The sequence below is a fragment of the Rhodoferax sp. LS1P39 genome (assembly GCF_056521425.1).
Genome location: NZ_JBWMAV010000004.1, coordinates 164,590 through 190,402 on the forward strand (window position 1 = coordinate 164,590; position 25,813 = coordinate 190,402).

A 25,813-nucleotide genomic window follows, 5' to 3' on the forward strand; every position below is an offset into this window, starting at 1 on the left:
ACGGTTTTTTTATTGTTTTGATTTCTGGGATGCCCCCGTATGAACCTGCCCAAACCCCGCCCTGAAGGCTTTTTGCGCACCGAGAACCTGGTCAAACGTTTTGACGGCGTGGCCGCGGTGGATAACGTGACGCTGTCGATCCAGAAGGGCGAGATCTTTGCGCTGCTGGGCAGTTCGGGCTGCGGCAAATCCACCTTGTTGCGCATGCTGGCCGGGTTTGAAACGCCCACCACCGGCGCGGTGATGCTGGGTGGCGTGGACATCGCCAAAATGCCGCCCTACGAGCGGCCCATCAACATGATGTTCCAGTCGTACGCGCTATTTCCGCACCTCAACATCTGGGACAACATCGCCTTTGGCCTCAAGCGCGAAGGCATGCCCAGCGCGCAGATCAAGACCCGGGTCGAAGAAATGCTGGCCCTGGTGCAGCTCACTGATTACGCCAAGCGCAAGCCGCACCAGCTCTCCGGCGGGCAGCAGCAGCGCGTGGCCCTGGCCCGCAGCCTGGCCAAGAAACCCCAGCTCCTCTTGCTGGACGAACCCCTGGGCGCGCTGGACAAAAAGCTGCGCGAGCGCACCCAGTTTGAGCTGGTCAACATCATCGAATCGGTGGGCGTGACCGTGGTGATGGTGACCCACGACCAGGAAGAAGCCATGACCATGGCCTCGCGCATCGCGGTGATGAGCAAGGGCAAGGTGCTGCAGGTCGGCACACCCAAAGAAATTTACGAGCACCCCACCAACCGCTTTGTGGCCGATTTCATCGGCAACATCAACCTGTTCGACGGCCACCTCAGCGTGGACGAGCCCGACCGCTGCGAAGTCACCACCGAGCAGGGCGTGGTGCGCATCGGCCACGGCATCAGCGGCACGCTGGGCATGCCGTTGGCGGTGGCGGTGCGGCCCGAGAAAATCTCCATCTCCAAAGACCGACCTGCCGACGTGGGCTACAACCTCTTTAGTGGCACGGTGCGCGAGATTGCCTACTTCGGCAGCTACAGCAGCTATATCGTGGAAATGCCCGGTGGCCGCCGCGTCAAGGTGACCGAAGCCAACCAGAGCCGCCACGACAACAGCGACATCACCTGGGACGACAAAGTCTTCTTCTGGTGGGACGATGTAGCCCCTGTCACGCTCACCCAATAAGGAGGTGCTGCTATGCAACTACTGAAATGGGCGCGGCTGATTCCCGGCGCGCGCTTCGTCATCGGCGTACCGTACCTGTGGCTGGTGCTGTTCTTTGTGGCGCCGTTCTTGATTCTGGTGCGCATCAGCGTGACCGACATGGGCAACGGCGTAGACCCGTTTGCGCCGCTGGCCAGCGCCCTGGACGGTGTGTGGCACATCCTGCTGAAGTACGACAACTACCTCTCCATCGTCAGCGAGGTAGGGGACGACGGCGTGCGGGTCTGGGGCCAGACCATCTACATCGAGGCCTACATCACCTCGGTGAAATACGCCTTCTGGACCACCGTGCTGTGCCTGTTCATCGGCTACCCGTTTGCCTACTTCATCGCCCGCGCCAAACAAAGCTTGCAGCCCGCGTTGCTGATGCTGGTGATGCTGCCGTTCTGGACATCGTTTTTGCTGCGCGTCTACGCCTGGAAGGGCATCCTGGCCGACCAGGGCGTACTGAACAACCTGCTGATGTGGACGGGCATCACCAGTGAGCCCATCCAGATGCTCTACACCGATGTGTCCATGCTGGTCGGCATGACCTACGTGTACTGCCCGTTCATGATCCTGCCGCTGTACGCCAACCTGGTGAAGATGGACTTTCGCCTGCTGGAAGCCGCACACGACCTGGGCGCGTCGCCCTGGCATGCCTTCTGGCTCATCACCGTACCGCTGAGCAAGGCGGGCATCATCGCCGGGTCTATGCTGGTGTTCATCCCCAGCGTGGGCGAATTCGTGATTCCGTCGCTGCTGGGCGGGGCCGAGAACCTGATGATTGGCCGCGTGGTGTGGGACGAAATGTTCAGCAGCAACAACTGGCCACGGGCCTCGGCACTGGCGATTGTGATGATCTTGTTCATCCTGATTCCGATGGCCGTCTACAACCGCTACAGCGATGCCAGCAACGCACCGAAAGAGGCCTGACATGACCCGCTTCATCCAAACCTACTTTGGCCGTTTCTGGCTGGCGGCGGTGTATTTGTTCTTGTACATCCCGCTGTTCTTCTTGATCGTTTTTTCGTTCAACAGCACACGGCAAGATGGCGTGTTCACCGGCTTTTCGCTGCGCTGGTACACCGCGCTGATGGGCGATTCGCGGCTGGTGGAAGGCTTCTTTTTGTCGCTCAAGGTGGCCGTGATCACTGGCACCCTGTCCGTCATATTGGGCGCATTTGCGGCCTTTGTGCTGGTGCGCTATGTGCGCTTCAAGGGCCGCACCCTGTTTGCCGGCCTGGTCAGCGCACCGCTGGTGATGCCTGAGGTGATCATTGGCTTGTCTTTGCTGCTGCTGATGGTGGCGGTACAGCGCGCCATCGGCTGGCCGGACCGGGGTGTCACCACCATCGTGCTGGGCCACACCCTGCTGGGTATGGCCTACGCCACCGTAGTCATTTCGGGCCGCCTGCGCGAGATGGACCGCTCCCTGGAAGAAGCCGCCATGGACCTGGGCTGCCGCCCGTTCCAGGTGTTTTTTCTGGTCACGCTGCCCAATATCGCACCCTCGCTGGTAGCGGCCTGGATGCTGACCTTCACCCTGTCGTTTGACGACGTGGTGATCTCGGAATTCTTGTCCGGCCCTGGCGTGACCACACTGCCGCAGGTGATTTTTGGCTACGCCCGCCGCGGCGTGAACCCTTCCATTTATGCTGCAGCGGCGATTTTGATCACCGTGGTCAGCATCGGCATCATCGTCTACAGCATCGCCATGGCCCGCCAGCAAACCCGGCGTGCGCGCGAGATGCAAGCAGCCATCGCTGCATAAGGAAATACCTGCATGTTCAATATTTCAGACCTCCAACTCGATGGCCGCGCCCTCATCAATGGCAAACGGGTGCAGGGCAGCGCCGTCTTCACCAAAAGCTCGCCGGTCGATGGCCGCGTACTGGCCGAAGTCACCCGAGGTGGCGAGGCCGAGATCGACCTGGCCGTGCAGGCCGCCCGCGCCGCCTTTGACGATGCCCGCTGGCGCGGCCTGCCACCGGCCCAGCGCAAGCGGATTATGGTGAAATTTGCCGATCAACTGCTGGCCCACGCCGACGAGCTGGCCCTGACCGAAACCCTGGACATGGGCAAGCCCGTGCGTTACGCCCGCGCGGTGGACGTCAACAGCGCCGCAAACTGCATCCGCTGGTACGGCGAAGCTGTGGACAAGGTCTACGACGAAATCGCGCCCACCGGCAACCAGTCGTTGGCGCTGATCACCCGCGAACCGGTGGGTGTGGTGGGGGTCATCGTGCCCTGGAATTACCCCATGATCATGGCCGCCTGGAAGATCGCTCCGGCCCTGGCCGCAGGCAACTCCATCGTCTTGAAGCCCAGCGAAAAATCGCCGCTCACCGCCCTGCGCCTGGCCGAACTGGCGCTGGAGGCGGGCATTCCCCCAGGCGTGTTTAACGTGGTGCCCGGCTTCGGCCTGGAAGCCGGTGAGCCGCTGGCCCTGCACATGGACGTGGACTGCATTGCCTTTACCGGCTCCACCAAGGTCGGCAAGCGCATCCACGTGATGGCGGGCCTGAGCAACCTCAAGCGCGCCTGGACCGAGCTCGGCGGCAAGTCGCCCAACATCGTGTTTGCCGACTGCCCCGACCTGGACCGGGCAGTGGAGGCGGCGGTGGGTAGCGTGTTCTTCAACCAGGGCGAGAGCTGCAACGCCCCCTCGCGCCTGCTGGTCGAGGCCTCCATCAAAGATGCCTTCCTGGAAAAAGCCCTGGCCCTGGTTCCACGCTACGCCCCCGCCAACCCGCTGCTGCCCGACACCATCATGGGCGCGCTGGTGGACAAAACCCAGATGGACACGGTGCTGGGCTTTATCGAGGCAGGCCAGCAAGACGGTGCAAAATTGATAGCTGGTGGTGCCCAGGTGATGGGCGATAGCGGTGGTTTTTATGTACAACCAACGATCTTCGATGGTGTGACCAACCGCATGCGCATCGCCCAGGAAGAAATCTTCGGCCCGGTGCTGTCGGTCTTGTCCTTTACCGATGCCGCCGAGGCCGTGCGCATTGCCAACGACAGCATCTACGGCCTGCAGGCCGCCGTCTGGACCCGCGACATCAACAAGGCCCACGGCGTGGCCCGCGCCCTCAAGGCTGGTACCGTGCACGTCAACTCGTACGACGAAGACGACATCACCGTGCCCTTCGGCGGCGTAAAGCAAAGCGGCGTAGGCCGCGACAAGTCGCTGCACGCGTTCGACAAATACAGCGAGCTCAAGACTACCTGGATCCGGATCGACAGCCCGGTGTGAGAGGAGGACTGGCTGGCGTTAGTCGTCCATAGGTGTACTGCCGCCCGCCAGCTCACGTTCGATCTGTTCGATGCTGGGCAGGCTGGTTTGCAGTTCGGCGGGCAGGGATTCCAGTAACTTGTACTCGGCAATGCCCATGGGCTGGGTCTTGTCGCCCAGGGCATATTCGGCCACGATCTTGTTTTTGCTCTTGCAGAGCAACAGGCCAATGCTGGGGTTGTCCTGGGCGTGCTTCACTTGGCGGTCTACGGCGGTCAGGTAAAAGCCTAGCTGGCCCAGGTGCTCGGGTTTGAACTTGCCGCCTTTGAGCTCGATCACCACATAGCAGCGTAGCTTGAGGTGGTAGAACAGCAAGTCGATGAAAAATTCGTCGCCTCCCACATCCAGCAATACTTGCCGTCCAACAAATGCGAATCCAGCGCCCAGTTCCAGCAGGAATTCGGTGACATGCTTCACCAAGGCATTTTCGATGTCACGCTCTTGCGCTTCGTTACCCAGGCCCAGAAAATCAAATCGGTAGGGGTCTTTCAACGATTCACGGGCCAGATCAGACTGGGGCTTGGGCAGATGTGCCTCGAAGTTGGTGACTGCCGTGCCGCTGCGCTCCAGCAGGCGGTTTTCAATCTGCACCACTAAAACATTGCGCGACCAACTGTGCTCGATGGACTTGGCTGCGTACCAGCGGCGGCTTTCAGGGCTGTCCAGTTTGTCCAGCAGTGCCAGCTGGTGGTACCAAGGCAATTGTGCAAGCACCTCTTGCACAAATTCCGCATCTGGCCAGGCCTGGGCAAATGCGCGCATGTACTTGAGATTGCGGGGTGAAAACCCCTTCATCTCCGGAAAAGCCTCCCGCAAGTCATGCGCCAGCCGTTCGATCACCTTGGCACCCCAGCCTTGCGAGGCTTGCCGCGCAAGTATGTCGCGTCCGATGTGCCAGTACAGCAGCACCAATTCGCGATTGACGGTCAGCGTTGCGCGCTGCTGGGCGGTGTGGATGCGGCCTTTGAGGTCGGCCAGCCAGTCGGCATAACCGGCGGGGGCAGGGCTCAGACGGGTAGGGTCGTCGCTCATGGTGGATGTTTTTGTGCTGGGCATTGCGGGCCGGGTTGAATGCCCGGTGCTTGCCCCCGATTCTCCACGACCAGATCCCGCTGCGCCGCTACATGGTCCGTCAACGGCATTGGCTGCGGCCCGCAGTGCAGTTTTGGGCCTGGAGAACCCCCTCAGTACAACCGAACCGCCATATCAAAGTGCCAGGTGCGGCGGATTTCGACCACGTCGAATTCTCGGACCAGGGCCGGGGGAAAGGCGGGGTAATTCGCCTGGGACTGGACGATGCTGCGCACGGCGTCGTCCAGGGCGGGCACGCCGCTGGTGCGCACAAAGCTGACCGACTCCACCGAGCCATCGCTGCGCACGGCGACCAACACGATGGGGTCGACGTGCGCCTGTTTGGCGGCATCGCGCACGGCCGCAAAGGTCATGTTGAGCTCGATCTTGCGGGCCCAGGCTTCGGCGTACAGCACCAGGTCCTGGTTGGCATCGCTGCGGCCAAAGAGGCGGCCCCGGCGGGCGGTGCTCCACGAGGATGGCAACGTGGAGGCCGGGCGCGCAGCAGCGGCGGCCTCTGCGGCTTTGGCGGCGGCGGCGCGCTGGTCGGCCTCCAGGTTCAACTGCCGTCCGATGGCCCGCAGGCGTTCTTCGCGCTGTTCTTCGGCGGCGCTGCGGGCCGGGGCGGCTGGTGGGGCTGAAGCCGGTGTAGTAGCTGCTGCGGAGGGTACCGGCGTTGCAGGTGCTGCCGCAGTCACCGTTGTGGATGCCGCCGCTGCAGTCGATGCCGCAGCCGTGGCCGCCGCTTCCTGGCGCGCAGCGTCCTTGCGTTCGCCGTCTTGCCGGGCAGCCTCTTTGCGCTGGGCATCGAGTCGCGCAGCTTCTGCCCGCTGTGTGGCCTGGCGATGGGCTTCCTGCTGCGCGGCTTGTGCCCGTTCTTGCTCCTGGCGGGCGGCTTCTTGCTGGGCGGCCTGCACCCGCTCGGCCTCCTTGCGGTCGGCCTCGGCCCGTGCCGCCTCACTCCGCGCGGCTTCTTCCTTGCGGGTGGCATCGCGCTGTGCTGCCTCTTGCCGGGCGCTGGCTACCCGTGTGGCCTCCTGGCGTTCGGCTTCCAGGCGCGCAGCCTCTTTGCGGGCGGCATCGGCGCGTTCTGCGTCTTTGCGTTCGGCTTCCAGGCGCTCCGCTGTCAGACGTTCGGTCGCTTTGCGTTCTTCGTCTTGGCGCTGGGTTTCCTGCTGGGCGCTGGCCTGGCGTTCGGACTCGATCTGGCGTGCCATGGCCACTGCGGTTGCGGCGGCTTGGCGGGCGGTCAACTGGCGGATAGCCTGTTCGGCTTCTGCCCTGGCTGCCTCTGCCTGTGCGGCTTGTATCCGTTCGGCCTCCAACCGGTTGGCCTGGAGTCGCTGTGCCTCTTGCCGGGCGGTTTCCTGCACGGCCGCTTGCCGCTGGGTTTCCTGGCGCTCCAATGCCAGGGCCTCGGCCCGCGCGGCTTTGGCCAGCGCCACTTGCGCGACTTGCTCTGCTGCACGCTCGGCCTTCTCTTGCCGCAGTGCCTCTTGCTGCGCCATCCGCTGTTCTTTTTGCTCCTGGCGCAGCGCGGCAGCCAGACGTTGGGCCTCCAGACGTTCGGCTGCCCGCTCGGCCTTTTGGCGGGCGGCTTCGGCCCGGGCCGCCGCCCGGCGTTCTGCGGCCTGGCGCGCGGCTTCTTGCTGCTCGGCGGTTCGGGCGCGAGGTGTTGCGGGGGCGGGAGGGGCAGCGGGTGGGGCAGGTTCCTGGACGGCGGGCGGGGGCGCGATCCACACCAGTTCGGCCACTGGGGCCACTGCGGGCGGGGAGTCGCCAGCTGGGGTATCAGACGGCGTGGGGGCCAGCACGGCCTGCAGCGGCGGTGCTGGCGTGCGTTCGGGTGCCTCGCCCCGGCGTTCCTCCCAGGGGAAGCCAAAGCCCGGCAGCCCGGTGCCCTGGCCGCCAAAGGTCAGGCTGAACAGCAGCGCGTGGGCCAGCAGCGAGAGCAGCAGCCCCAGGGGTAAGCGCTCGCGTGCCGGGTCCGTGTGGGGTGGCTGCCACGGAGCATGGGATGGATCGGCGGGAAGGGCGGAGGTTGCGGGCGACACGTGCAAGAGGGGCCTGGCCGCCGTCGGGGGCAATCAGGGAAAGTGGTCCAGCGACGAATGTAGCGCCTGCCGGTGGCCCAGGCCTGCGGCTCCTTGCGCAGGCGGGCTGGGGTGTGGCATCTGTGTGCTATTTTAATCGTAGCTTGTCACGCTTATGGAATAAGCGCTAGAGGTATAAAACATGCCTAAATTTTGCCTTCACCCACCCTGCTTACAAGGCCCCGCCTTGCAGCAGCCCACGTGCCGCCAGGTTGCCCATGAAGGCGCGCAGGCCAAAGCGCCAGGGCGGGGCGGTTTCGCAGTGGGTGACGCGGTTGTGCAGGCCGCCCAGCCAGGCGCTGTGGATGGTGACCACGTCGCCCAGTTTGTGGGTGAAGCCGCCGCCGGGCTGGTCGCGGTCTTCGATGGGGGCGAACAGCGTGCCGAGGAAGAGCATGAAGCCGTCGGGGTACTGGTGGGCCGACAGGGTTTGGGCCACCAGGTCCACCGGGTCGCGGCTGATGCTGGCCATGGTGTTGATGCCGCGCAGCTGGTAGCCGTCGGCCCCGGCCACATGCAGGTGCACGGTTTCATTGCGCACTGCGTCCAGCCCAAAGCCCGCGTCGAACAGGCGGATGAACGGGCCGATGGCGCAGGAGGCATTGTTGTCCTTGGCCTTGCCCAGCAGCAGGGCGCTGCGGCCTTCGATGTCGCGCAGGTTCACATCGTTGCCCAGGGCGGCACCGACGATGTCGCCGCGGCTGTTGACGGCCAGCACCACCTCGGGCTCGGGGTTGTTCCAGGCCGAGTCCGAGCGGATGCCGATGTCTTCGCCGCAGCCCACCGAGGCCAGCACTGGGGCCTTGGTGAACACCTCGGCATCGGGGCCAATGCCCACCTCCAGGTACTGCGACCACAGGCCTTTTTCCTGCAGCAGCGTCTTGAGTGCCATGGCCTGGGGCGAACCGGGCCGCATATCCGCCAGGCTGGCCCCGATCAGGCCGGTGACCTGGCTGCGCAGGCCCTGGGCGCGGCTGGCATCGCCGCGCGCCTGCTCTTCGATCACGCGCTCGATCAGGCTGGCGGCAAAGGTCACGCCCGCGGCCTTCACCACCTGCAGGTCGCAGGGGGCCAGCAGGTGGGGCAGGCTGTCTTTGCGACTGCCGGGCAGGCTGTTGGCCAGCAGCTCATCGACGCTGCATAGGCGCTGGCCGGGGGCCTTGCGTACCGCCTCCGCGGGCTGGGCAGTGTCGAGCAGGGTGCTCATGGTGGGGTAGTGCGCGCTCAGGTCGAATACGCCGTCGGGCCGCAGGGCTACGACCGCCGGGCCGGGCAGGGTGCCGCCCAGCCAGACGCGGCCCACCAGGGTGCCAGCCAGACCGTCTTGGGGGAGGATATTGTGGGTGTCGCTCATGTTGTTCTTTCAGTGATTGTGTCGCGGTGTTTTTTCGGAAATGCGCTGGTAGTCCAGCGCAAAGTCCATCGTGGCCCCGTCGGCCAGTTGGCCGGTTTTCTCGCGGTACAGCGCTTCCCAGGGGGAGTGGCTGGGCGGGATGGGCGGGGCGGGCAGTTCTCGCAAACGGCGGGCAATTTCTTCCGGCGGCACCAGGGCATCGCAGCGGCCTGCGTTGAGGTCGATGCGTATCGTGTCACCGCTCAGCAGCCAGCTCAGGCCGCCGCCCACCGCGCTCTCGGGCGAGGCGTTGAGGATGGACGGGCTGTCTGCCGTGCCCGACTGGCGGCCATCCCCCAAGGTCGGCAGGGTCATGGTGCCGCGCTGGATCAGCGCATCGGGCGGCTGCATGTTGACCACCTCGGCCGAGCCCGGCCAGCCGATCGGCCCCGCGCCGCGCATCACCAGAATGCAGCCTTCATCGATGTTGAGCGTGGGGTCGTTGATGCGGGCGTGGTAGTCGTCGGCCCCCTCGAACACCACGGCACGCGCCTCGAAGATGCCCTCGGCACCGGGGCTGCTCAGGTAACGCGCACGGAAGGCGGGCGAGATCACCGAGGTCTTCATGATGCCGAAGTCGAACAGGTTGCCGCTCAGCACCAGAAAGCCCGCCTTCTCCATCAGCGGCGCGGCAAACGGGTAGATCACCTCGCGGTCGTTGGTCTCGCGGCCTTGCAGGTTGGCGGCGATGGGCTGGCCGGTGACGCTCAAGGCATCGCCGTGCAGGCGGCCTGCCTGTTGTAGCTCCCACATCAGCGCGGGCACGCCGCCCGCGCGGAAGAAGCGCTCGCCCAAAAATTTGCCTGCAGGCTGCATGTTCAGCAGCAGGGGCAGGTCGTAGCCGTGGGTGGTCCAGTCTTGCGGCTGCAAATCCACCCCGGCGTGGCGCGCCATGGCCATGATGTGCACCTGCGCGTTGCTGGAGCCGCCCGCGCAGCTCACCACCGACAAGGCGTTCAAAAAGCTTTGTCGCGTCAGGATGCGCGAGGGACGCAGGTCTTCATAGGCCATCTCCACGATGCGCCGACCGGTGGCGTAGGCCATTTGCCCGCGCTCGCGGTACGGGGCCGGAATGGCGGCGCAGCCTGGCAGCGACAAGCCCAGGGCCTCGGCCACCGCGTTCATGGTGGACGCTGTGCCCATGGTGTTGCAGTGGCCGGCCGATGGGGCGCTGCTGCAGGCGCGCTGCAAAAACTCTTCTTCGTCGATTTCGCCCGCGGCCAGCTGGCGGCGGCTGCGCCAGATCACCGTGCCCGAACCCACCAGCTCGCCGTTGTGCCAGCCGTCCAGCATCGGCCCGCCGGAGAGCACGATTGCCGGAATGTCCACGGTCGATGCGGCCATGATGCCCGCAGGGGTGGTCTTGTCGCAGCCGGTGGTCAGCACCACCGCGTCAATCGGGTAGCCGTACAAAATCTCCACTAGGCCCAGGTAGGCCAGGTTGCGGTCCAGCGCGGCGGTGGGGCGGCGGCAGTTCTCAAAAATGGGGTGCACCGGAAATTCCATCGGGATGCCACCCGCATCGCGGATGCCTTCGCGCACCCGCCGCGCCAGGTCTACGTGGATGCGGTTGCAGGGCGACAGGTCGCTGCCGGTCTGGGCAATGCCGATGATGGGGCGGCCCGAGCGCAGCTCTTCGGGCGTGAGCCCGTAGTTCATGAAGCGCTCCAGGTACAGCGCGGTCATGTCCGAGCGGGCGGGGTCGGCAAACCAGTCGCGGGAGCGGAAGGGGCGGACGGGTGTTTTTTCCATGGTGCTTTTTTTGTTCTGAAAACGGAGGGTGGCGCACGGCCACCCTGTGGGTTTACTTGCGCAGTTTGGCCAGCTCGCCCGCCATCTCGGCGGTGGTGTCTTCACCAAACTCCTTGCTGAACTTGGCCAGCACGGGTTGCAGCTTGGTGCGCATCTTGGCTTGCTCGGCGGCGGGCAGTTCGGTGACCTGCATGCCCGCCTTTTTCAGCTCGCCCACGGCCTTTTCGCTGAAGGCGCGGATGGTTTTGCGCTCATACAGCGTCGCCTCGCGGGCGGCATCGGCCACGATTTTTTGCTCTTGCGCGTTCAGGCCGTCCCAGGTCTTTTTGGACATCAGCAGCACCCAGGCGCTGTACATATGGCGCGACAGCACCAGGTGCTTTTGCACCTCGAAGAACTTGCTGGCCAGAATCGTGGCGGGCGGGTTCTCCTGGCCGTCCACTGCGCTGCTCTCCATGGCCGAATACAGCTCGGTAAATGGCATGGGCGTGGCGTTGGCACCCAGGGCACTGAAGGTGTCGAGGAACAACTGGTTCTGGATCACGCGCAGCTTCAGCCCGGCGATGTCGTCGGCCTTGGTGATGGGGCGGCGCGAGTTGGTCACGTGGCGAAAGCCGTTTTCCCAGTAGCCCAGGCCGACCAGGCCTTTTTCAGGCAGCTTGGCCAGCAGCTTCTGGCCGAAGGGGCCGTCCAGCACGGCATCGGCTTCTTGCTCGGTGTTGAAGGTCAGCGGCAGGTTGAGCACGCCAAAGGGTTTGACCAGCGACACCAGGGTGGAGCTGTCGGGAACCGTCATCTCCAGGGTGCCGCCGCGCAAGGCCGAGGTCATGCTCACGTCGTTGCCCAGCGAGCCGCTGGCAAACAGCTTGGCGCTCATCTTGCCGCCGCTCTTGGCCATGAGCTGTTCGCCAAAATACTTGACGGCCAGGGCCTGGGGGTGGTCGTCGCTCAGGCCGATGCCTACCTTGAACGCATGTTCCCTGATTTGGGCTGCCACAGGACCGGCCAGCATGGCGAATACCGTGGCGGCCACGGCGAGGGATTTCAGCTTCATATGTGTCTCCAATGGAATGGCTAAGGCGCGATGGGTGTGCCATCGGCACCGCGCTCTCCTTTGCTGGAAAGTCGTGGTGCAGCGCGGAGGTTAGGCCCGGCAGCGGTTAGAGTCCACTGAAATATTTGCGGCAACCCATTCCAAACGCTTATGGCTCACGCGTCTCTTTCTGGTAAACCCTTGTCTATGAAACCTTTGTCCATGGCCCAGGCCTGCGGGCGGCTGCGGTTTCGGCATTTGCAGTTTCTGGACATCCTGGGCCAGACCCGCAACCTGCGCCTCACTGGCGAGCAGATGCACATCACCCAACCGGCGGCCACCAAGATCCTGGTGGACATCGAAGACATCTTCCAGGCCCGCCTGTTCGACCGCTTACCGCGCGGCATGCGGCCCAACGAGCTGGGGCTGTTCACCCTGCGTTATGCCCAGAGCGCGCTGGCCGGGCAGCGCAAGTTTGTGGACGAGTTCAACGCCCTGCAGCAGGGCGGCCACGGGTACCTGGCGATTGGGGCCATCAGCGGATCGGCGGCCCATTTGCTGATTGCCTCGGTGGCCGAAATCCAGCGCCTGCGCCCGCTGCTGGTGCTGAAAATTCTGGAGCAAAGCAGCGACCAGCTCATCACCTGGCTGGCCGAGCGCAAGATCGACCTGATGATTGGCCGCTTCACCGATGAGGCGCAGCGGGCGCAGTTCCAGTACACCCGCCTGTCGAGTGAGCCGCTGCAGGTGGTGGCCGGGCCCGACCATCCCCTGCGCGGCACTGCCAATTTAGGCCTGACCGAGCTGGTTCACTGGCCGTGGATTCTGTACCCGCCGTCTACCGCTGTGCGCAAGGTGTCGGACGACATCTTTGCCAGTACCGGCCAGCAACCCACCTCGGGCGTGGTCGAAACGCCGTCGTTCCTGTTCGCCCTGGAGCTGCTGCAAACCACCCAGATGCTGTCGCTGCAACCCGCCGCCCTGGTCGTCAAATACGTGCAAAAAGGCCTGCTGGCCCGCATCCCGGTAGACCTGCCAGACCGCATGCCCGACTACGGCCTGATCACCCGCCTGGGCGAGCCACCCACCCCGGCGGCGCAGGCGTTCATGGCCGTGCTGCTGGGCATGGCGGGGTTGGGGGTGGATGGCGCGTGATTGTTAAAAATGATAGCTTCTTGCGCCCTATTTATGGGCGTTAAGGGCTGATTTGACGTGGAAATTATCGGGCCGGGCTATTCGCGCGCACTCTGGGTTTGCCTGCAGATTTTTGTTGGGCCAGGCGCTTGTGGGCTTCTTGCAGTTGCTCTGCGGTAAGAAGCTGCAAGCCCGGCGGTAGAAACCAGCCTAGTACGCAGCTATCGTCACGCAGCGCGATCTGGATGTGTGTGTTTTCCTTGAAGCCGGAGGCATCCGACAAGGCCTTGCCTTGCTGGAACGCGCCACGAACGGCTTGAAAGTTGGGCAGTTCGGGCCGACTTTCCCGTGCTTGGTGGATGAACTCAAAGACCGACCGGTCCAGCTCTCGCCGGATGACTTCGGTATCGTCCAACGAGGCCGCGTGGTTGGTGGGCGGTGGTGTGTCCTTTTCTGCAAAACCCTGGAGCAGGGGCTTGAGCGCGTGGGTGTATTCGCGTATGCCGTCTTGCGTTGTCATGTCCAGACAGCGCGATATACACAGGATGGCACCCACCACGGCGGGTGTGGCAATCGGTATGGCGGTGTAGCGCTTGGCGGGGTGGGCGTGTGCGTTTTGCGCGAACAGCAGGGCCCGTTCAAAGTCATTCTCAAAAAAATACGCGCCAGAGCCCAGCCAGTCGTATTTGTTGTTGCTGTGCAGAAGATGGTCGGTGCGGCCACTGACCAGCGCGTCGCGCAAAGTGACATCGCAGCCGTGGTAGGCCACGACCAGCTGCCCGGAGTTCACTTGTAGGAAGTGCTGAGCTGGCCTGCTTTGGTCAGAATACCCGCCTTTTGCATGATCTGGATAGCTTCCTCTGCCGTCATGTCGTAGGGGTTGGACGCTTTGCCGCGTTTGGGCACCACCACCACGCCGTAATCCTTCTGGATTTGGCGGCCTATGGCACGCACACGCTGCTCTACCGAGAGGTGCGCTTGCGCGCCGGGGAGCGATTGCACTGTCTTTTGGAGAGTGGTTTTAAGCATAGTTGGATTTTCTCACAGCAGGGTGATGTTGGCATAGTGGGCAGTGCCTGTGGTGCTTGGCCCGTTGGCCGGGGTAATCCTGCATTACCCGCTGCAAACGCGTACCTGCATCGCATATTTGGGTATCAAATTCACAGACACTTGTGTTTATCGTTGCGGTACCCGCAACACGCCTTGCCCCATTCCACTGAGTGCAAACCATGCCACACACCTCCACCAAGCGCCGCAACATCGCCCCCGAGATCGAGCACGACCTGGTGCGCGACCCGCGTCTGGGCTACGAGGCGGCGGTGGACCATGACTTTGTGCGCTGTTTCGAGCACGGCAGCCCCACACCGCTGGAGCGCTGGCACTGCCATGACGAGTACGAGCTGCAACTCATCGTGGGCGCGCATGGCCGGGCTTTTGTGGGCGACTACGTGGGCTTCTTCGAGCCCGGCCACCTGGTGCTGACCGGCCCGCGCCTGCCGCACAACTGGGTCAGTACCGACCTGCCGCCCGACGGCCTGGCGGTGCGCAGCCTGGTCGTCCAGTTTCGCGAAGAGCCGCTGCGCGACGGCATGCGCGTGATCCGCGAGCTGGAAGAAACCCTGCCGCTCTTGGAGCGTGCCCGCCATGGCATCGAATTCTTCGGCCTGAGCGATGCCGTGCGCGAACGCTTCTACCGCATCAAACAAAGCCACGGCCTGGAGCGATTTGCCGAATTCACCCAGCTGCTGTGCCTGCTGGGCCGCTGCACCGACTACCGCCTGCTCTCCAGCGACTCGCTGCCGGTGACCGGCCCCGACGACACCCTGTCGGCCATCAACAAGGTGGTCGCCCATGTCAATGCCCATTACGCCGAAGCCCTGCCCCTGGGCGAGATGGGCGAGCTGGTCGGCATGGGCGAGAGCGCGTTCTCCCGCTTCTTCAGCAAGAGCACCGGCCTGACCTTCACCACCTACGTCAACCGCCTGCGCATCAACCGCGCCTGCCAACTCCTGATGGAGCGCGACAGCTATGTGTCCAGCGTGTGTTATGCGGTGGGGTTCAACAACGTGGCGAATTTCAACCGGCGGTTTCTGGAGGTGAAGGGGATGACGCCGACGCAGTTTAGAAAGCAGGTGGCGGGGCGGTTTGCGGAGGGGTAGGGGTTAGAAGTTTCTCTTAGGAGAATATCTCGTCAGTTCCATTTGATGTGGTTTTTGGTGAGGTCTTTGTATTTTGAGTCGGTGTGCAGTCTGTGAAGGATAAGAGGATTCGCTTTAACATAGTTTAGGATTTCCTTTATTCTTTCGGTAATTACATTTTTCTCAATTATTTGCAAAATAGCCAGCATTTGCTGTTGGCAAATTTTGTTATCAAGCATGCCTCTGATTTCATTGCTGTGCATGGCAATTAGAATCAAAACTATGTTTGCGTCTCCTAGCAATGAGAAGAATTTATCGTACAGCGGCTTGCCGGAGGGCGCTACGCCCTGGTTGTAAGGGATGCCTTTACCAATTCGGCAAATCAGAACGGTTTTTATGATTTTTTGGGCACGTTCAAATGGAATGTCTTTCTCGCTTGTGAGGAAGGACATGATGTGGCGCATGTGTTGGGGTTCGTTGTAGAAATTATCCCAGCTATAGCGTGCTTCCAGAAGGTTTTCGATATGCTCATCCAGTACAATGATTCTTGATTCAAGAGATCTGTATTTGTTTCCACCGCAGAATTCAAAAAATTCGCTGCCAAGTTCAAATTTTTCCTGATACAAATTATTCTTGTATCCGTCTATTGATATGCCAAGCTTGTATTTAACCTCATCGCTGGCCTTGCCCCAAATGTGCGGAGCAACAAGAGAAATGTTTTTCTTAACGATAGCATCAGTCTTGTCGGAGACATAGACGCCAAAGATGCTATTAAGTAGGTTATCTGTATTTTGCAGGGATAGCTCAGAAAGTGGGCGCTCCATGCTCTTTACAGCGGCCGCTTCCAAAGCAGTAGTTGACTTCTTAAGATTGTCAATAAAAGCTCTAATTTGAATTGCAGCCTCAGAAGGCTGGTCGTTTAATACATCCTGGACGCAAGTCTGCAACCACCCCAACAACTCAAATGCATTTATTGAGTATGAATTAGGGTGTGATGCACCAATATCATTTCGCATCGTTAAGATGTGCATGAGCTTGGTGTAGACGATGTCTGAAATAAGCTCCAGCTTTCGACTGGTATTTATAAGGGTATTGTCTTTTAGACCTTGCAGGTCGTCCTCTGTTTGGTAAAGTTCCCTTCTTGCTCCGCCTGTTGCTGCATCAAAAAACATGTCGAGGCCGTAAACAATGGCCTTTTTTCTCAGTGTTAATACAACTTCATTCCATATGTAATTTAATGAGGCATCAAATAATCCAATTGCTGCGCCGGCAACGAATTTAGACAGGTAGCGGGCTTCTTGTCGCGTCTTCGGGTCCAGAGACTGTACAAAGGCCGGCAAATTTGTTTCGATTTTCTGTCTCTCTGGCAAGGGTGCAATAATGTTTTCCGTTGGAAGTCCAAGATATAATAAGTATTCCTCGAATTTTGTCGTATCTGTAGTTGTAAGTGATCTTGAGTTTTGATTTGAAATGGCATTCGTCATAATTGCTCTCTGCTTACGATTTTGATTTTTCGCTAAAATTACACTGATTTTTGACGTGAAACGTCTGATGCGATGTAGGCCGAAAACCCTTAGATTTAAATCGGCTGCTGAGGTTTAAATCATCCATCATAATCTTCTGGAAACGGCTTGCAGACTGGTTTTTCATGCGGGCAATGTGTTTCTATAAAAGAATAAAAATCCAGACAAGCCCCGTATTTCAGAGGATCAGCCACTATAGCCTGCCAAATCTTTGCAGTAGAGATTACGGCGCTGGGGGACATATCCCGGCCAGGGATGCGGGCACGCACCCAAGGATCGCCAACCCGCCAAAGGGGTCGGAGCACGAATGCGGGTCAGCAGGCGGCACGGCAACAAACTTCTTAGCGCGCAATCGCGATCCGACCCCTCTGGCTACCGCCCGCGCAGTCGGCACAGATTGCTTATCTTTTGATAATCAAAAAAGAGCTACTCGTGCTGGTCTGGTAAGCACAGGCAGCCATTTTGGCACCTGAAATTGGCCTGAAAACCTGGCAATGCTGAACGCAGCAGGTCCCTAGTACCCAAGACCCGCCTCGCCCGATTGGCACTTTGCCACTTCCCGGCCTATGCTTAATCCCCGTACCGGCGCAAAGGCGTAGATGCCCTTGCACCCGTGCCGCCGGAAAACGCGAAAGGACTGCATATGCTGGCCCATGCTGCTGTGACGACCATGCTGCCCGTGGTGGATATGGAGCGGGCGCGCGCGTTTTATGAACGCTGCCTGGGCCTGGTGCCCAGTGGCTTTCGGCCTGACGGCAAGTTCATCTACCAGGTGGGTGGCAGCACGCTGGCGCTGTTTCCCAAGCCGGAGGGTACCAAGGCAGAGCACACGGCCATCAGCTTCCAGGTGCCCGACATCGGTGCCAGCGTTGCCGCGCTGAAGCAGGCCGGGGTGGTGTTCGAGGATTACGACCTGCCAGGGTTCAAGACGGTGGACCACGTGTGCGTGCTGGGCGCAGAGAAGGCGGCCTGGTTCAAGGACCCCGAGGGCAACTACCTGTGCATCCACCAGGACATCGGCTAATGGGTGCGCCGATGCCATGGGTGTGCCCTTACGCAGTAGGCACACATTGCTTCTCTTTTGATAGTAAAAAACAGGAGCTGCTCGTGCTTATGTAATAAGCGCTAGCTGCCATTTTGGCACCTGAAAATAGGCAGTAATTTTAAACCCAATCAAATGGTGCGCCGAGAGCCAAACGCCACCCCAAGTTCGCGACCGGAGCGATGCCCGGCGCAGCCGGGCCGATCCTGCTTCCGATCCCCGGGGTCCCCATCTGTATGCGCCGAGGAGCGCAGCTTTGGGCGGATCAGGGCTGGCGTTGTCTGAGCGCCAGCGAGTTTAGCCAGACCCCGCCCAAAGCGAAGCACCGCAGGTTCCCGTAGCGCCAGCGGAGGGCGCAGACAGTTGGGGCGCCTTTCTTTGGGTTACCTTTCTTTGGCGTTCAAAGAAAGGTGACTGCGCCGCCGGGCGCATATCCCGGCCGACGATCACCGTGGTACCCAACCCGCCAGAGGGGTCGGAGCACGAATGCGGGCAAGCACCGCTACGGAAATAGGCATCCCAGCGCGCAATCGCGATCCGACCCCACTGGCTACATCCGCAACGCCCCCGCATACCCCGTCATTTCCAAATACCCGTGCCCGATCAAAACCCCCTGCGCGTCCAGCAGGCGGCTCAGGCCTTCCCAGTACACGGCACCCGTGGACCCGCGACTGTCCAGCTCCTGGTTATCCAACAAAGCTTGCACCGTAAAGCGGCCAACGGGCGTTTCAAGCGCCCATTCCACCGGATAGCGCGCCTGGTTCGCCGGGCTGGTCCACACGCGCCCGGGGGTGAAGCGGGTTTCACCGGGTGGGAAGATGGTCAGCGTGCCCTGGGCGGTGCGGTGCGAGCCGCCATCCCACAGGGTGCTGCCGTCCTTGTGCCGAATACGGAAGGCCATCAGGGCGCTGCCGTCTTGCAGGTTCATGCCCAGCCAGTCCCAGCCTGCGGCCTCGGGGTGCAGGTAGGCGTTGCTCCATTCGTGGTCCAGCCAGGCGCGGCTGGTGTCCGATTGGATCTCGAAGCGCTGGCCTTGCAGTTGCAGGTGGCCGCTGACCGCCAGCTGCGGCTGGCTCACGTAGTAGCTGGCCTGGTCGATGTGGGGGCCTTTGCGCGACAGGCCTTGGCTGCCTTGCAACACCAGCGGCTGGGTGGGGCGGAGCTGCAGGTGCAGGCCGAACCCGGTGGCGGGCAGCTCGGCGGTGTAGTCCGTGCCTGTGCGCACCAGCGACCAGTCGCGCAGGCGCACCGCGGTGTCGGACTCGCTGGCCTGGGCCACGCCAAAACCGGCGCGGGCGATGCGCTGATCGTGCCAGAGCTTTTTGCCCTGTACGTCGGTGATGGCGGCGTGGGCAAACAGCAGTTGCTTGGCAGCGAAGCGCGACTGCATCGTCTGCGTGGCGGCCACGCGGCTGCGGAAGAAGGTGAGCTGGAAGCCGAACTCGCGGCTGTCTGAGATGGCCCGCCCGGTGATGTACCACCACTCGGTGCCAAAGTCCGGGTGGCTGCCCAGGTCGCGCGGAAATTGCAGCGTGGTGGCGGGCAAGGCCAGGGCATGGCCGGGCCACAGCAGCGCGGCGGGGCCCAGGCGCAGCAGGAGGCGGCGGCGCAGTCCGGCGGAAGAAAGCAAGCGGGGTGGGGCGGGCAGCATGGGCTGATTGTCGCTGCGCGACCGGTTTCATCCGCTTGTCACGGGCGCAGTGCACCATCACCCGCTTCTTGCCATCCGGTCAGGGTGGGTGTTTGGGGTGGTGTTGTAGAAAGCGTTGTGGCTTATGGTGGATGCAGGTTTCTCGGCGGGTTCCCATGCGGATGTGGGAATACTGCGTCCAGGTACGGGCCGGTTCTCCCGGCGCATTGGCGGGGTGCTGGTGTTGGTGCTGGCGGTGGCCCTGCTGGGCTCGGCGCTGGGGGTGTGGTCGCTACAGCGGGTGTCGCAAGAGACGGCGCAGATGGTGGACGAGGCCTTGGTCAGCGAGCGCCTGGCGGGCGATTTGCTGCAACAGGTGTCCATCAACATCGCCCGCTCCAAGGGTTTTGCGCTGAGCTCCGAGCCCGAGGTGGGGGCGGTTTTGCTGCCTGAGATGCAAAAGACGGCCACCGAGGTGGCGGCCCTGCTGGCGCGGATGGCCCCGGTGCTGCGCGCGCCGCCAGACCAGGCCGCCCTGGTCCGCATCCGGCGCGCCGATGCCGACTTTGCAAAGGCTTTGCAGGAACTGGTGCAGGCGCGCGACTTTGGGGTCACCGCCACCATCCAGCAGGTCTACACCACCCGTTACACGCCCGCCGCCCAGTCCTTGCTGGCCGAGGTGACGCTGCTGGAGGGCGCGCAGCGCGCCAAGATTGCCGCTTCGGTGGTGGATATCGGCCAGGTGAGCCGCACCGCGCAATGGGGCCTGGTGGTGTTTGGCGTGGTGGCGCTGGTGTTGGGCAGTGGGCTGTCGGTGTGGCTGGTGCGCGGCATCACCGGGCCGATCCAGCGGGCGGTGGACACGGCCAACCGGGTGGCGGCTCTGGACCTGCGAGACACCATTACCGGCCACGACCGCGACGAAGGCGGCCACCTGTTGGCGGCACTGGGCCGGATGCAGCAGTCGCTGCACACCCTGGTGGCCCATGTCCAGAGCTCCAGCCACCATGTGGCCGACGGTGCCCGCGAGATCGCCAGCGGCAACCTGGATGTGTCCAACCGCACCGAGCAGGCCGCTGCCAGCCTGCAACAGACGGCAGCGGCGGTGGAGCAGATTGTGGGCAGCCTGCAGCAGTCGCTGGCGGCATCGTCCCGGGGCGAGACCCTGGCCCAGTCGGCCATGGACCATGCGACCCGTGGCGGGGTGGCCATCACCAGCCTGATGCAGACCATGGGCGAGATCCACGCCTCGTCGCGCAAGATCGAAGAGATCACGGCGGTGATCGACGGCATTGCGTTCCAGACCAACATCCTGGCGCTGAATGCGGCGGTAGAGGCTGCGCGGGCCGGGGAATACGGGCGCGGGTTTGCGGTCGTGGCGCAAGAGGTGCGCGCGCTGGCCAACCGCTCTGCGGTGGCCGCCCGCGAGATCAAGGTGCTGATCGCCGCCTCGGTGGGCATGGTGCAGTTGGGCTCCGACAAGGTACACCAGGCCCGCGACACCATGGACACGATGGTGGGCTCTGTGGGCCAGGTGGCGCAGGCCATTGGCGAGATTGCCACTGCCAGCCGTTCGCAAAACCAGGGTATGTCCCACATCAGCGCGGCTGTGTACCAGATGGACCGGATGACCCAGCAAAACGCCGCCGTGGTGGAAGAAACCGCTGCCGCCGCCCAAAGCCTGCAAGCACAGGCCAGTGACTTACGCGACGTGGCCGGGCAGTTCCAGCTGCCGGGCCTGGCGCTGGCATAGCCTGGTCGCCTTGGGGCCCATCACCAGTCTTCCTTCACCGCCAGCACCGCGTCTTGCCCGGCCGCTGCCCGCCCGGCCAGCCAGGCCGTGACCGTACCGGCCAGCACTACGGCGGCGCACAGCAACAGCAGGCGGGGCCAGGGCAGGTGCAGGTCCATGGTCCAGTGGAAGCTTTGCGGATTCACCACAAACACCAGCACCATGGACACGGCCAGCCCCAGCGCCAGCCCGGCCACCGAGCCGATCAGCGTCCAGGCCGCGCCTTCACCGGCCACCACGGCCAAGATCTGCCGCCGCGTCAGCCCCAGGTGGGCCAGCAGGCCAAACTCTTTGCGCCGCGCCAGCACCTGGGCGCTGAAGCTGGCCGCCACGCCAAACAGGCCGATGGCAATGGCGATGGCCTGCAGCCAGTAGGTCACGGCGAAGCTGCGGTCAAAAATCTTCAAAGAGATGGCGCGGATCTGGCCCGCCGACGAGAACTCCAGCGGCAACTCGGTCAGGGCGCGGATGGCCTCTTGCACCGCCGCCTCCTGCGCGCCGTCGGCCAACCACAGTGCCATGTCGTTGACCTGCGCGTCGCCCGTCAGCCGTACAAAATCGGCCTGCTCCATGCTGATAGCGCCAAACTGGCGGGCATAGTCGCGCCATACACCCGCTACAAAAAAAGTAGCTTGCTGCGCCGATGTATCTTGGTCTAGAGGCCTAAAAGCCTTGGAAAGTGGCGTAAAGGTGGTGCCGGGCCGGGCCCCGTACAGGTCCACCATGGGCTCGCTCACATAGATGCCTATCTGCCCCTGGGGCACCGGCAGCACATCGCCCAACAGCGGCAGGCTGCGGGTGGGGTCGCCGATCTGCCGGGCGATCAGCGCCACGCTGGGTTTTCCGGGGTCGAGCAGCAGGGCGCGGCTGCGCTGGGTGGCCACGCGCTGCACGCCGGGGATCTGCGCCACGGCCTGCACCAAGCGGGGCGGCAGGGTCAGTGCATCGTTGCCCGCGCTGGAAGTGGGGCTGCGCACATACAGGTCGGCGGGCAGCACCACGTCCAGCCACTGCACCATGGAGTCGCGAAAGCTGGCCACCATCACCGTCAGCGCCACCGCCAGGCTCAGCGAGGCCACCACGCCGCTCACGGCCACCGCCGCGCTCTGCCGCACCCGGCGTGCCCGCTCGATGGCCAGCATGGGCAGCAGCCGGTGGTTCAACCACGGGGCCAGCCGGTCGTACAGCGCGGCAATCAGCCAGGGCAGGGCGGTAATGCCACCCACCAGCAGCAAGGCCACCGACAGGTAGGCGCCCAGCGGAATGCCCCACACTGGCGGGGCCAGCGCCAGCAGCAGGCCCAGGGCGATCAGCGCCCAACTTATCCAGCTGGCCGAGGTACGCCCCAAATCTGCGCCCAGGCCTTTGAGCGTTTGCGCCGCAGGCAAACGCTGCGCCGCCCGCGCCGGCCACCAGCCGCCCACCGCCGCAGCCGCCACGCCCAAAGCACCGTAGACCAGTGCGGCGGTCGAATCCCACTGCAAGCGCGGTGCCACCCCGGCAAAGTAGCCGCCGCCCAGGTCGCCGCCCAGCACCCGCAGGGCCAGCGCTGCCAGCGCGGTACCCAGGGCAATGCCCGCCAGGCTGCCGATGCCGCCCAGCACCAGCGACTCGGCCAGCACCAGCTGCAGCCGCTCGCGCCCGGTCAGGCCCAGCACGCCCAGCAGCGCAAACTGCTGCGCCCGCTTGGCCACGCTGAGCGACAGCACCGAGAACACCAAAAACGCCCCGGTGAACAGCGCCACCAGCGCCAGCACCGTCAGGTTGACCCTGTAGGCCCGCGACAGGTTGCTCACCCGCTGGGCCGCATCGCCCGGCTCGGCGGCGGTGATGCCCGGCGGCAGGGCCAGCGACGTGAGAAAGGCCGCATGGTCCACCCCGGCACGCAGCCGCAGATCAATGCGCGAGAGCTGGCCCAGCGCGTTGAATGCGTCTTGCGCTGCGCCAATGTCCATCACCGCCAGCGCCGGGCCGGTGGCCGCCACCGAGCCCGCCACCTGCAGTGTCTCGCCGCTGAGCAGCCGCACTGGCAGGGCCAGCGCCTGCTGGGCGGCGGGGTTTAAAAACACCGTATCGGGCGCAAACAGGGCCAGGCGGTCAGCATTTTTTCCCGGCACCGGCATCAGGCCCGGGGCCACCGCTGCCACCACCAGCGCATCCACGCCCAGCACCTTCAGCGGCACGCGTTGCCCGGCAGCGTCCAGCGCAAAGGTCGCCACCTCCAGCACCGGGCTGGCCACCGCCACGTCGGGATGGGTGGCAATGCGTTCATAAATGGCCTCGTCGAACCGCCCCTGCGTGGCCCGCAGCTCCAGGTCCGGCTGGCCGCCCACGGCGCTGACGGCGCTGGAGAATTCGCTGAGCGCCGAGGCATTGATCAGTTGCACCGAAAACGCCAACGCCACCCCCAGCATCACCGCCACCACCGCAGCGGCGTTGCGCCAGGGGTGGTGTTTGAGTTCTTGCCAGGAGTAGGTGCGAAGCAGGGCGCGCAGGGGGGACGGTAAGGGCATAGCCTGCATCATAGGTGTTATAAAAATAGGAGCTACTGATGCAGTAGACATAAGCACAAAGTGCCTGTGCGATCCCCCATTGTGATGGCGATTCCCCCATTTTGAGGATGCGCCGCCCCTGGTGCCTGACCATACTGGTGTGGCTTTTGGAGCCCTGCCATGAACCTCACCGCTGTGCTGGAAATCATCATTTCGCTGGCTGCCTTGTATTGGCTACTGTCCATGGCGTGTTCGTACGGTGTGGAGGCCATCAACTCCATGCTGCTGAATGTGCGGGCCAAGGCGCTGGAGCGCTTTGTGTGCGAGATGGTGCTGGGCACGGGCCGGGTGCCGCAACTGCTGGTTTGGCGTGGGTGGAATTTCTTCCGACGTTCCACGTTGAACGCCACCAAAAAAGGCGGCAAGGCGGCCAGCAATTCCGACGCGGGCAGCCTGGCCGATCCGCTAGGCATGTTTTCCCATGGCCTGATCAAGTCCCTGCGCAAGCCGCCGCATTTGTCGACCGGGGGCGCGTCGCCTCCGTCCTATATTCCCTCACGCGTGTTTGCCCAGGCCCTGCTGGACCGGTTGAAGATGCTGAGTTGGTGCATTGACCCGGCTTTGCAGGGGCCGGGCCTTGCGCTGCTAGGCAAGCTTGCCGTTGGGCCGCTATGGGCAGCGGCACTGAATACCGTGGACAGAGCCTCCACCACACCTTTGCTGGACATGGCATCGGCGCTGCTGCGGTCGTTGGATGAAAAGACGGCAGAAGATGCGTGCGCAACGCTGGATGCCTGGCTGGCGGAGCTGGACTCCATGGCCAACCCGCCCGCCGTTGCCCTGCACCTCAAAGCCATCTTGCATGCTGCAAAAAAGTCGCTGGAGGTGCTGCCGACAAGCTGGCGGACGTGGATCAGCCAACGCCTCGGGAAAGCACAAAAGGTGCTGTCCCCAGTGGCCTTGCACACGCTGATTGGCCCCGATGCCTTGTGCTTGCTGGCGGTGCGCATCGCAGGGCGAGACCTGGTGGTGGATACCGCCGTACCCGTTGCCGTCCAAAAGTTGCTGGCCACCGCCCCGCTGCCCACTGCGCTCAAGGAGGCGCTGCGCCCTCTGCTGGCCGATGCCACCGTGACCGTGGACACATTGCTCAAGGGCGTAGAGCACTGGTACGAGGATGTGATGGACCGCGCCAGCGGCTGGTTCAAGCGCAACGTCACCATGATGCTTGGGGTATTGGGCCTGGTGGCGGCGGTCAGCATGAACGTCAACACCCTGAGCGTGGTGCAGGACCTGGCCCACGACCCCAACCTGCGCCTGGCCGGGGTGGCCGCTGCCGAGAACATCTACCTCGCAGGCGGTCGCCCGGTGATGGCCCAGCAGGCGGCTTTGCTGAGCCTGCACAAACAAGGCCAGTGGCTGAAAACCGCCCAGGCAGCCCAGCAGGCCGTGTCTGCGGTGGCCAGCGCCAATGCGCAAACTGCCAGTGCCCCCACGGCGCAACAGATCGGCGCAGCGCGCGAGGCCGTGGTCGATTGGCAAAGTCTGCGCGACACCGTGCGGGCACGCCTGCTGACATCGGGCCAGTACCTGGCGGCGATGTTCATGGCCCAGCACCAGACCGGGACCCGGTTTGCCCGCCAACCCGAAGGCACAAAGATGGAGCCCACCGATCGGGACAGCTTGCGCAAAGCGCTTTGCACGGCCTCCATAGCGGCTGCGGCATCGCCCGCATCAGCGGCATCGGCCCCCGATACGTCGAATTGCGCGCTAGGAAGCAAGCTACTCCCCGAAAAAGAGCCTGGAACCCGGGTGGCCGAGTTGCGCGGGGTGTGGGCTTCGGACGCGGTGGTCTGGCACCCCGGCCTGTCGAAAGCCTTGTTTGAGATGGACGAGTTGGCCGCAGCCCTGGAGGGCACTACTTCGGCCGAGGGTCAATCCACCAAATTCACCCCCCTGGCGCTGGCCTGGACCGAGGTGCTGGCGCAATATGCCGATGCGGTCAAAGTGACCAAGAAAGACGCGGACCAGGCGGAGGCCTTTTTGGGGCGGATTCCGTCGCTACAAAAGCCGGTGGTGTGGGCGGATGTGGGCCCCAGGGACCTGCTGGGCTGGTTCATCACCGCCTTCATGGTGTCGTTTGGCGCACCGTTCTGGTTTGACCTGATCTCCAAGCTGCTGGGCCAGCGGGGGGCAACCGGCCCGAAACCGGCGCCTGCCAATCCTTAAAAATCGCTATTGAAAATGAAGCTATAAAA

19 protein-coding genes are annotated in these 25,813 nt (G+C 63.2%); 9 read left to right on the forward strand and 10 right to left on the reverse strand.

Going from position 1 to position 25,813, the window contains the following annotated elements:
* Nucleotides 1-39: 39 nt before the first annotated feature.
* The 4 genes from AC097O_RS09405 to AC097O_RS09420 are packed head-to-tail and all read left to right on the forward strand — an operon-like array spanning nucleotide 40 to nucleotide 4,423.
* Entirely contained in the window at nucleotides 40-1,146 is a 1,107-nt protein-coding gene (locus AC097O_RS09405; RefSeq protein WP_479592540.1) for an ABC transporter ATP-binding protein, read from the forward strand.
* Between the two features lie 12 nt (nucleotides 1,147-1,158).
* Nucleotides 1,159-2,100 (forward strand): ABC transporter permease, encoded by a 942-nt coding sequence (locus AC097O_RS09410; protein ID WP_479592541.1) that lies wholly within the window; start codon nucleotides 1,159-1,161, stop codon nucleotides 2,098-2,100.
* Nucleotide 2,101: 1 nt separating this feature from the next.
* Nucleotides 2,102-2,938: an ABC transporter permease subunit gene (locus AC097O_RS09415; RefSeq protein WP_315183546.1), complete on the forward strand. Its 837-nt coding sequence runs from the start codon at nucleotides 2,102-2,104 to the stop codon at nucleotides 2,936-2,938.
* 12 nt (nucleotides 2,939-2,950) lie between these two features.
* Nucleotides 2,951-4,423, forward strand: a complete 1,473-nt coding sequence (locus AC097O_RS09420; protein WP_479592542.1) for an aldehyde dehydrogenase — start codon at nucleotides 2,951-2,953, stop codon at nucleotides 4,421-4,423.
* A gap of 18 nt (nucleotides 4,424-4,441) precedes the next feature.
* Here AC097O_RS09420 and AC097O_RS09425 read toward each other — a convergent pair whose 3' ends face one another.
* From AC097O_RS09425 to AC097O_RS09445, 5 genes are all read right to left on the reverse strand, one after another.
* Nucleotides 4,442-5,494, reverse strand: coding sequence for a PDDEXK nuclease domain-containing protein (locus AC097O_RS09425; protein ID WP_479592543.1), 1,053 nt, complete (start codon nucleotides 5,492-5,494; stop codon nucleotides 4,442-4,444).
* 152 nt (nucleotides 5,495-5,646) lie between these two features.
* Nucleotides 5,647-7,587 carry a TonB C-terminal domain-containing protein gene (locus AC097O_RS09430; protein ID WP_479592544.1) on the reverse strand — a complete coding sequence of 647 codons (1,941 nt, stop codon included), beginning with the start codon at nucleotides 7,585-7,587 and terminating at the stop codon, nucleotides 5,647-5,649.
* A gap of 211 nt (nucleotides 7,588-7,798) precedes the next feature.
* Nucleotides 7,799-8,980, reverse strand: a complete 1,182-nt coding sequence (locus tag AC097O_RS09435) for a fumarylacetoacetate hydrolase family protein (protein ID WP_479592545.1) — start codon at nucleotides 8,978-8,980, stop codon at nucleotides 7,799-7,801.
* 9 nt (nucleotides 8,981-8,989) lie between these two features.
* Nucleotides 8,990-10,771 (reverse strand): IlvD/Edd family dehydratase, encoded by a 1,782-nt coding sequence (locus tag AC097O_RS09440; RefSeq protein WP_479592546.1) that lies wholly within the window; start codon nucleotides 10,769-10,771, stop codon nucleotides 8,990-8,992.
* A gap of 52 nt (nucleotides 10,772-10,823) precedes the next feature.
* Nucleotides 10,824-11,825 (reverse strand): TRAP transporter substrate-binding protein, encoded by a 1,002-nt coding sequence (locus AC097O_RS09445; protein ID WP_479592547.1) that lies wholly within the window; start codon nucleotides 11,823-11,825, stop codon nucleotides 10,824-10,826.
* Between the two features lie 186 nt (nucleotides 11,826-12,011).
* Here AC097O_RS09445 and AC097O_RS09450 point away from each other — a divergent pair, with 186 nt between their 5' ends.
* Nucleotides 12,012-12,959 carry a LysR family transcriptional regulator gene (locus AC097O_RS09450; RefSeq protein ID WP_479592548.1) on the forward strand — a complete coding sequence of 316 codons (948 nt, stop codon included), beginning with the start codon at nucleotides 12,012-12,014 and terminating at the stop codon, nucleotides 12,957-12,959.
* Nucleotides 12,960-13,023: 64 nt separating this feature from the next.
* Here AC097O_RS09450 and AC097O_RS09455 read toward each other — a convergent pair whose 3' ends face one another.
* Nucleotides 13,024-13,728: a hypothetical protein gene (locus AC097O_RS09455; protein WP_479592549.1), complete on the reverse strand. Its 705-nt coding sequence runs from the start codon at nucleotides 13,726-13,728 to the stop codon at nucleotides 13,024-13,026.
* On the reverse strand, nucleotides 13,725-13,940 hold the full coding sequence (locus AC097O_RS09460; RefSeq protein ID WP_479592550.1) for a hypothetical protein: 216 nt from the start codon (nucleotides 13,938-13,940) through the stop codon (nucleotides 13,725-13,727). The genes AC097O_RS09455 and AC097O_RS09460 overlap by 4 nt, the downstream gene beginning before the upstream one ends.
* Nucleotides 13,941-14,167: 227 nt before the next feature.
* On the opposite strand from AC097O_RS09460, the gene AC097O_RS09465 reads away from it, so the two are divergent.
* On the forward strand, nucleotides 14,168-15,097 hold the full coding sequence (locus AC097O_RS09465; protein WP_479592551.1) for an AraC family transcriptional regulator: 930 nt from the start codon (nucleotides 14,168-14,170) through the stop codon (nucleotides 15,095-15,097).
* A gap of 32 nt (nucleotides 15,098-15,129) precedes the next feature.
* Here the strand turns inward: AC097O_RS09465 and AC097O_RS09470 are convergent, their stop codons facing one another.
* Complete coding sequence (locus AC097O_RS09470) at nucleotides 15,130-16,560, reverse strand: hypothetical protein (RefSeq protein ID WP_479592552.1); 1,431 nt, start codon at nucleotides 16,558-16,560, stop codon at nucleotides 15,130-15,132.
* A gap of 682 nt (nucleotides 16,561-17,242) precedes the next feature.
* On the opposite strand from AC097O_RS09470, the gene AC097O_RS09475 reads away from it, so the two are divergent.
* Entirely contained in the window at nucleotides 17,243-17,623 is a 381-nt protein-coding gene (locus tag AC097O_RS09475) for a VOC family protein (protein WP_479592553.1), read from the forward strand.
* Between the two features lie 568 nt (nucleotides 17,624-18,191).
* Here the strand turns inward: AC097O_RS09475 and AC097O_RS09480 are convergent.
* Complete coding sequence (locus tag AC097O_RS09480; RefSeq protein ID WP_479592554.1) at nucleotides 18,192-19,292, reverse strand: lipocalin-like domain-containing protein; 1,101 nt, start codon at nucleotides 19,290-19,292, stop codon at nucleotides 18,192-18,194.
* Nucleotides 19,293-19,416: 124 nt separating this feature from the next.
* Here AC097O_RS09480 and AC097O_RS09485 point away from each other — a divergent pair, with 124 nt between their 5' ends.
* Entirely contained in the window at nucleotides 19,417-21,024 is a 1,608-nt protein-coding gene (locus tag AC097O_RS09485) for a methyl-accepting chemotaxis protein (RefSeq protein ID WP_479592555.1), read from the forward strand.
* A gap of 20 nt (nucleotides 21,025-21,044) precedes the next feature.
* Here the strand turns inward: AC097O_RS09485 and AC097O_RS09490 are convergent, their stop codons facing one another.
* Nucleotides 21,045-23,576: an FtsX-like permease family protein gene (locus AC097O_RS09490; RefSeq protein ID WP_479592556.1), complete on the reverse strand. Its 2,532-nt coding sequence runs from the start codon at nucleotides 23,574-23,576 to the stop codon at nucleotides 21,045-21,047.
* A gap of 159 nt (nucleotides 23,577-23,735) precedes the next feature.
* On the opposite strand from AC097O_RS09490, the gene AC097O_RS09495 reads away from it, so the two are divergent.
* On the forward strand, nucleotides 23,736-25,784 hold the full coding sequence (locus AC097O_RS09495) for a hypothetical protein (RefSeq protein WP_479592557.1): 2,049 nt from the start codon (nucleotides 23,736-23,738) through the stop codon (nucleotides 25,782-25,784).
* The last annotated feature ends 29 nt before the right edge of the window (nucleotides 25,785-25,813 follow it).

Excerpts from the sequence above, each read along its gene's own strand:
- AC097O_RS09495 (WP_479592557.1), top strand. The coding sequence starts at position 23,736 with ATGAACCTCACCGCTGTGCTGGAAATCATCATTTCGCTGGCTGCCTTG.
- AC097O_RS09470 (WP_479592552.1), bottom strand. The coding sequence starts at position 16,560 with ATGACGAATGCCATTTCAAATCAAAACTCAAGATCACTTACAACTACA.
- AC097O_RS09415 (WP_315183546.1), top strand. The coding sequence starts at position 2,102 with ATGACCCGCTTCATCCAAACCTACTTTGGCCGTTTCTGGCTGGCGGCG.
- AC097O_RS09465 (WP_479592551.1), top strand. The coding sequence starts at position 14,168 with ATGCCACACACCTCCACCAAGCGCCGCAACATCGCCCCCGAGATCGAG.
- AC097O_RS09480 (WP_479592554.1), bottom strand. The coding sequence starts at position 19,292 with ATGCTGCCCGCCCCACCCCGCTTGCTTTCTTCCGCCGGACTGCGCCGC.
- AC097O_RS09410 (WP_479592541.1), top strand. The coding sequence starts at position 1,159 with ATGCAACTACTGAAATGGGCGCGGCTGATTCCCGGCGCGCGCTTCGTC.
- AC097O_RS09405 (WP_479592540.1), top strand. The coding sequence starts at position 40 with ATGAACCTGCCCAAACCCCGCCCTGAAGGCTTTTTGCGCACCGAGAAC.
- AC097O_RS09445 (WP_479592547.1), bottom strand. The coding sequence starts at position 11,825 with ATGAAGCTGAAATCCCTCGCCGTGGCCGCCACGGTATTCGCCATGCTG.
- AC097O_RS09475 (WP_479592553.1), top strand. The coding sequence starts at position 17,243 with ATGCTGGCCCATGCTGCTGTGACGACCATGCTGCCCGTGGTGGATATG.
- AC097O_RS09420 (WP_479592542.1), top strand. The coding sequence starts at position 2,951 with ATGTTCAATATTTCAGACCTCCAACTCGATGGCCGCGCCCTCATCAAT.
- AC097O_RS09440 (WP_479592546.1), bottom strand. The coding sequence starts at position 10,771 with ATGGAAAAAACACCCGTCCGCCCCTTCCGCTCCCGCGACTGGTTTGCC.
- AC097O_RS09485 (WP_479592555.1), top strand. The coding sequence starts at position 19,417 with ATGGTGGATGCAGGTTTCTCGGCGGGTTCCCATGCGGATGTGGGAATA.
- AC097O_RS09450 (WP_479592548.1), top strand. The coding sequence starts at position 12,012 with ATGAAACCTTTGTCCATGGCCCAGGCCTGCGGGCGGCTGCGGTTTCGG.
- AC097O_RS09435 (WP_479592545.1), bottom strand. The coding sequence starts at position 8,980 with ATGAGCGACACCCACAATATCCTCCCCCAAGACGGTCTGGCTGGCACC.
- AC097O_RS09425 (WP_479592543.1), bottom strand. The coding sequence starts at position 5,494 with ATGAGCGACGACCCTACCCGTCTGAGCCCTGCCCCCGCCGGTTATGCC.
- AC097O_RS09490 (WP_479592556.1), bottom strand. The coding sequence starts at position 23,576 with ATGCCCTTACCGTCCCCCCTGCGCGCCCTGCTTCGCACCTACTCCTGG.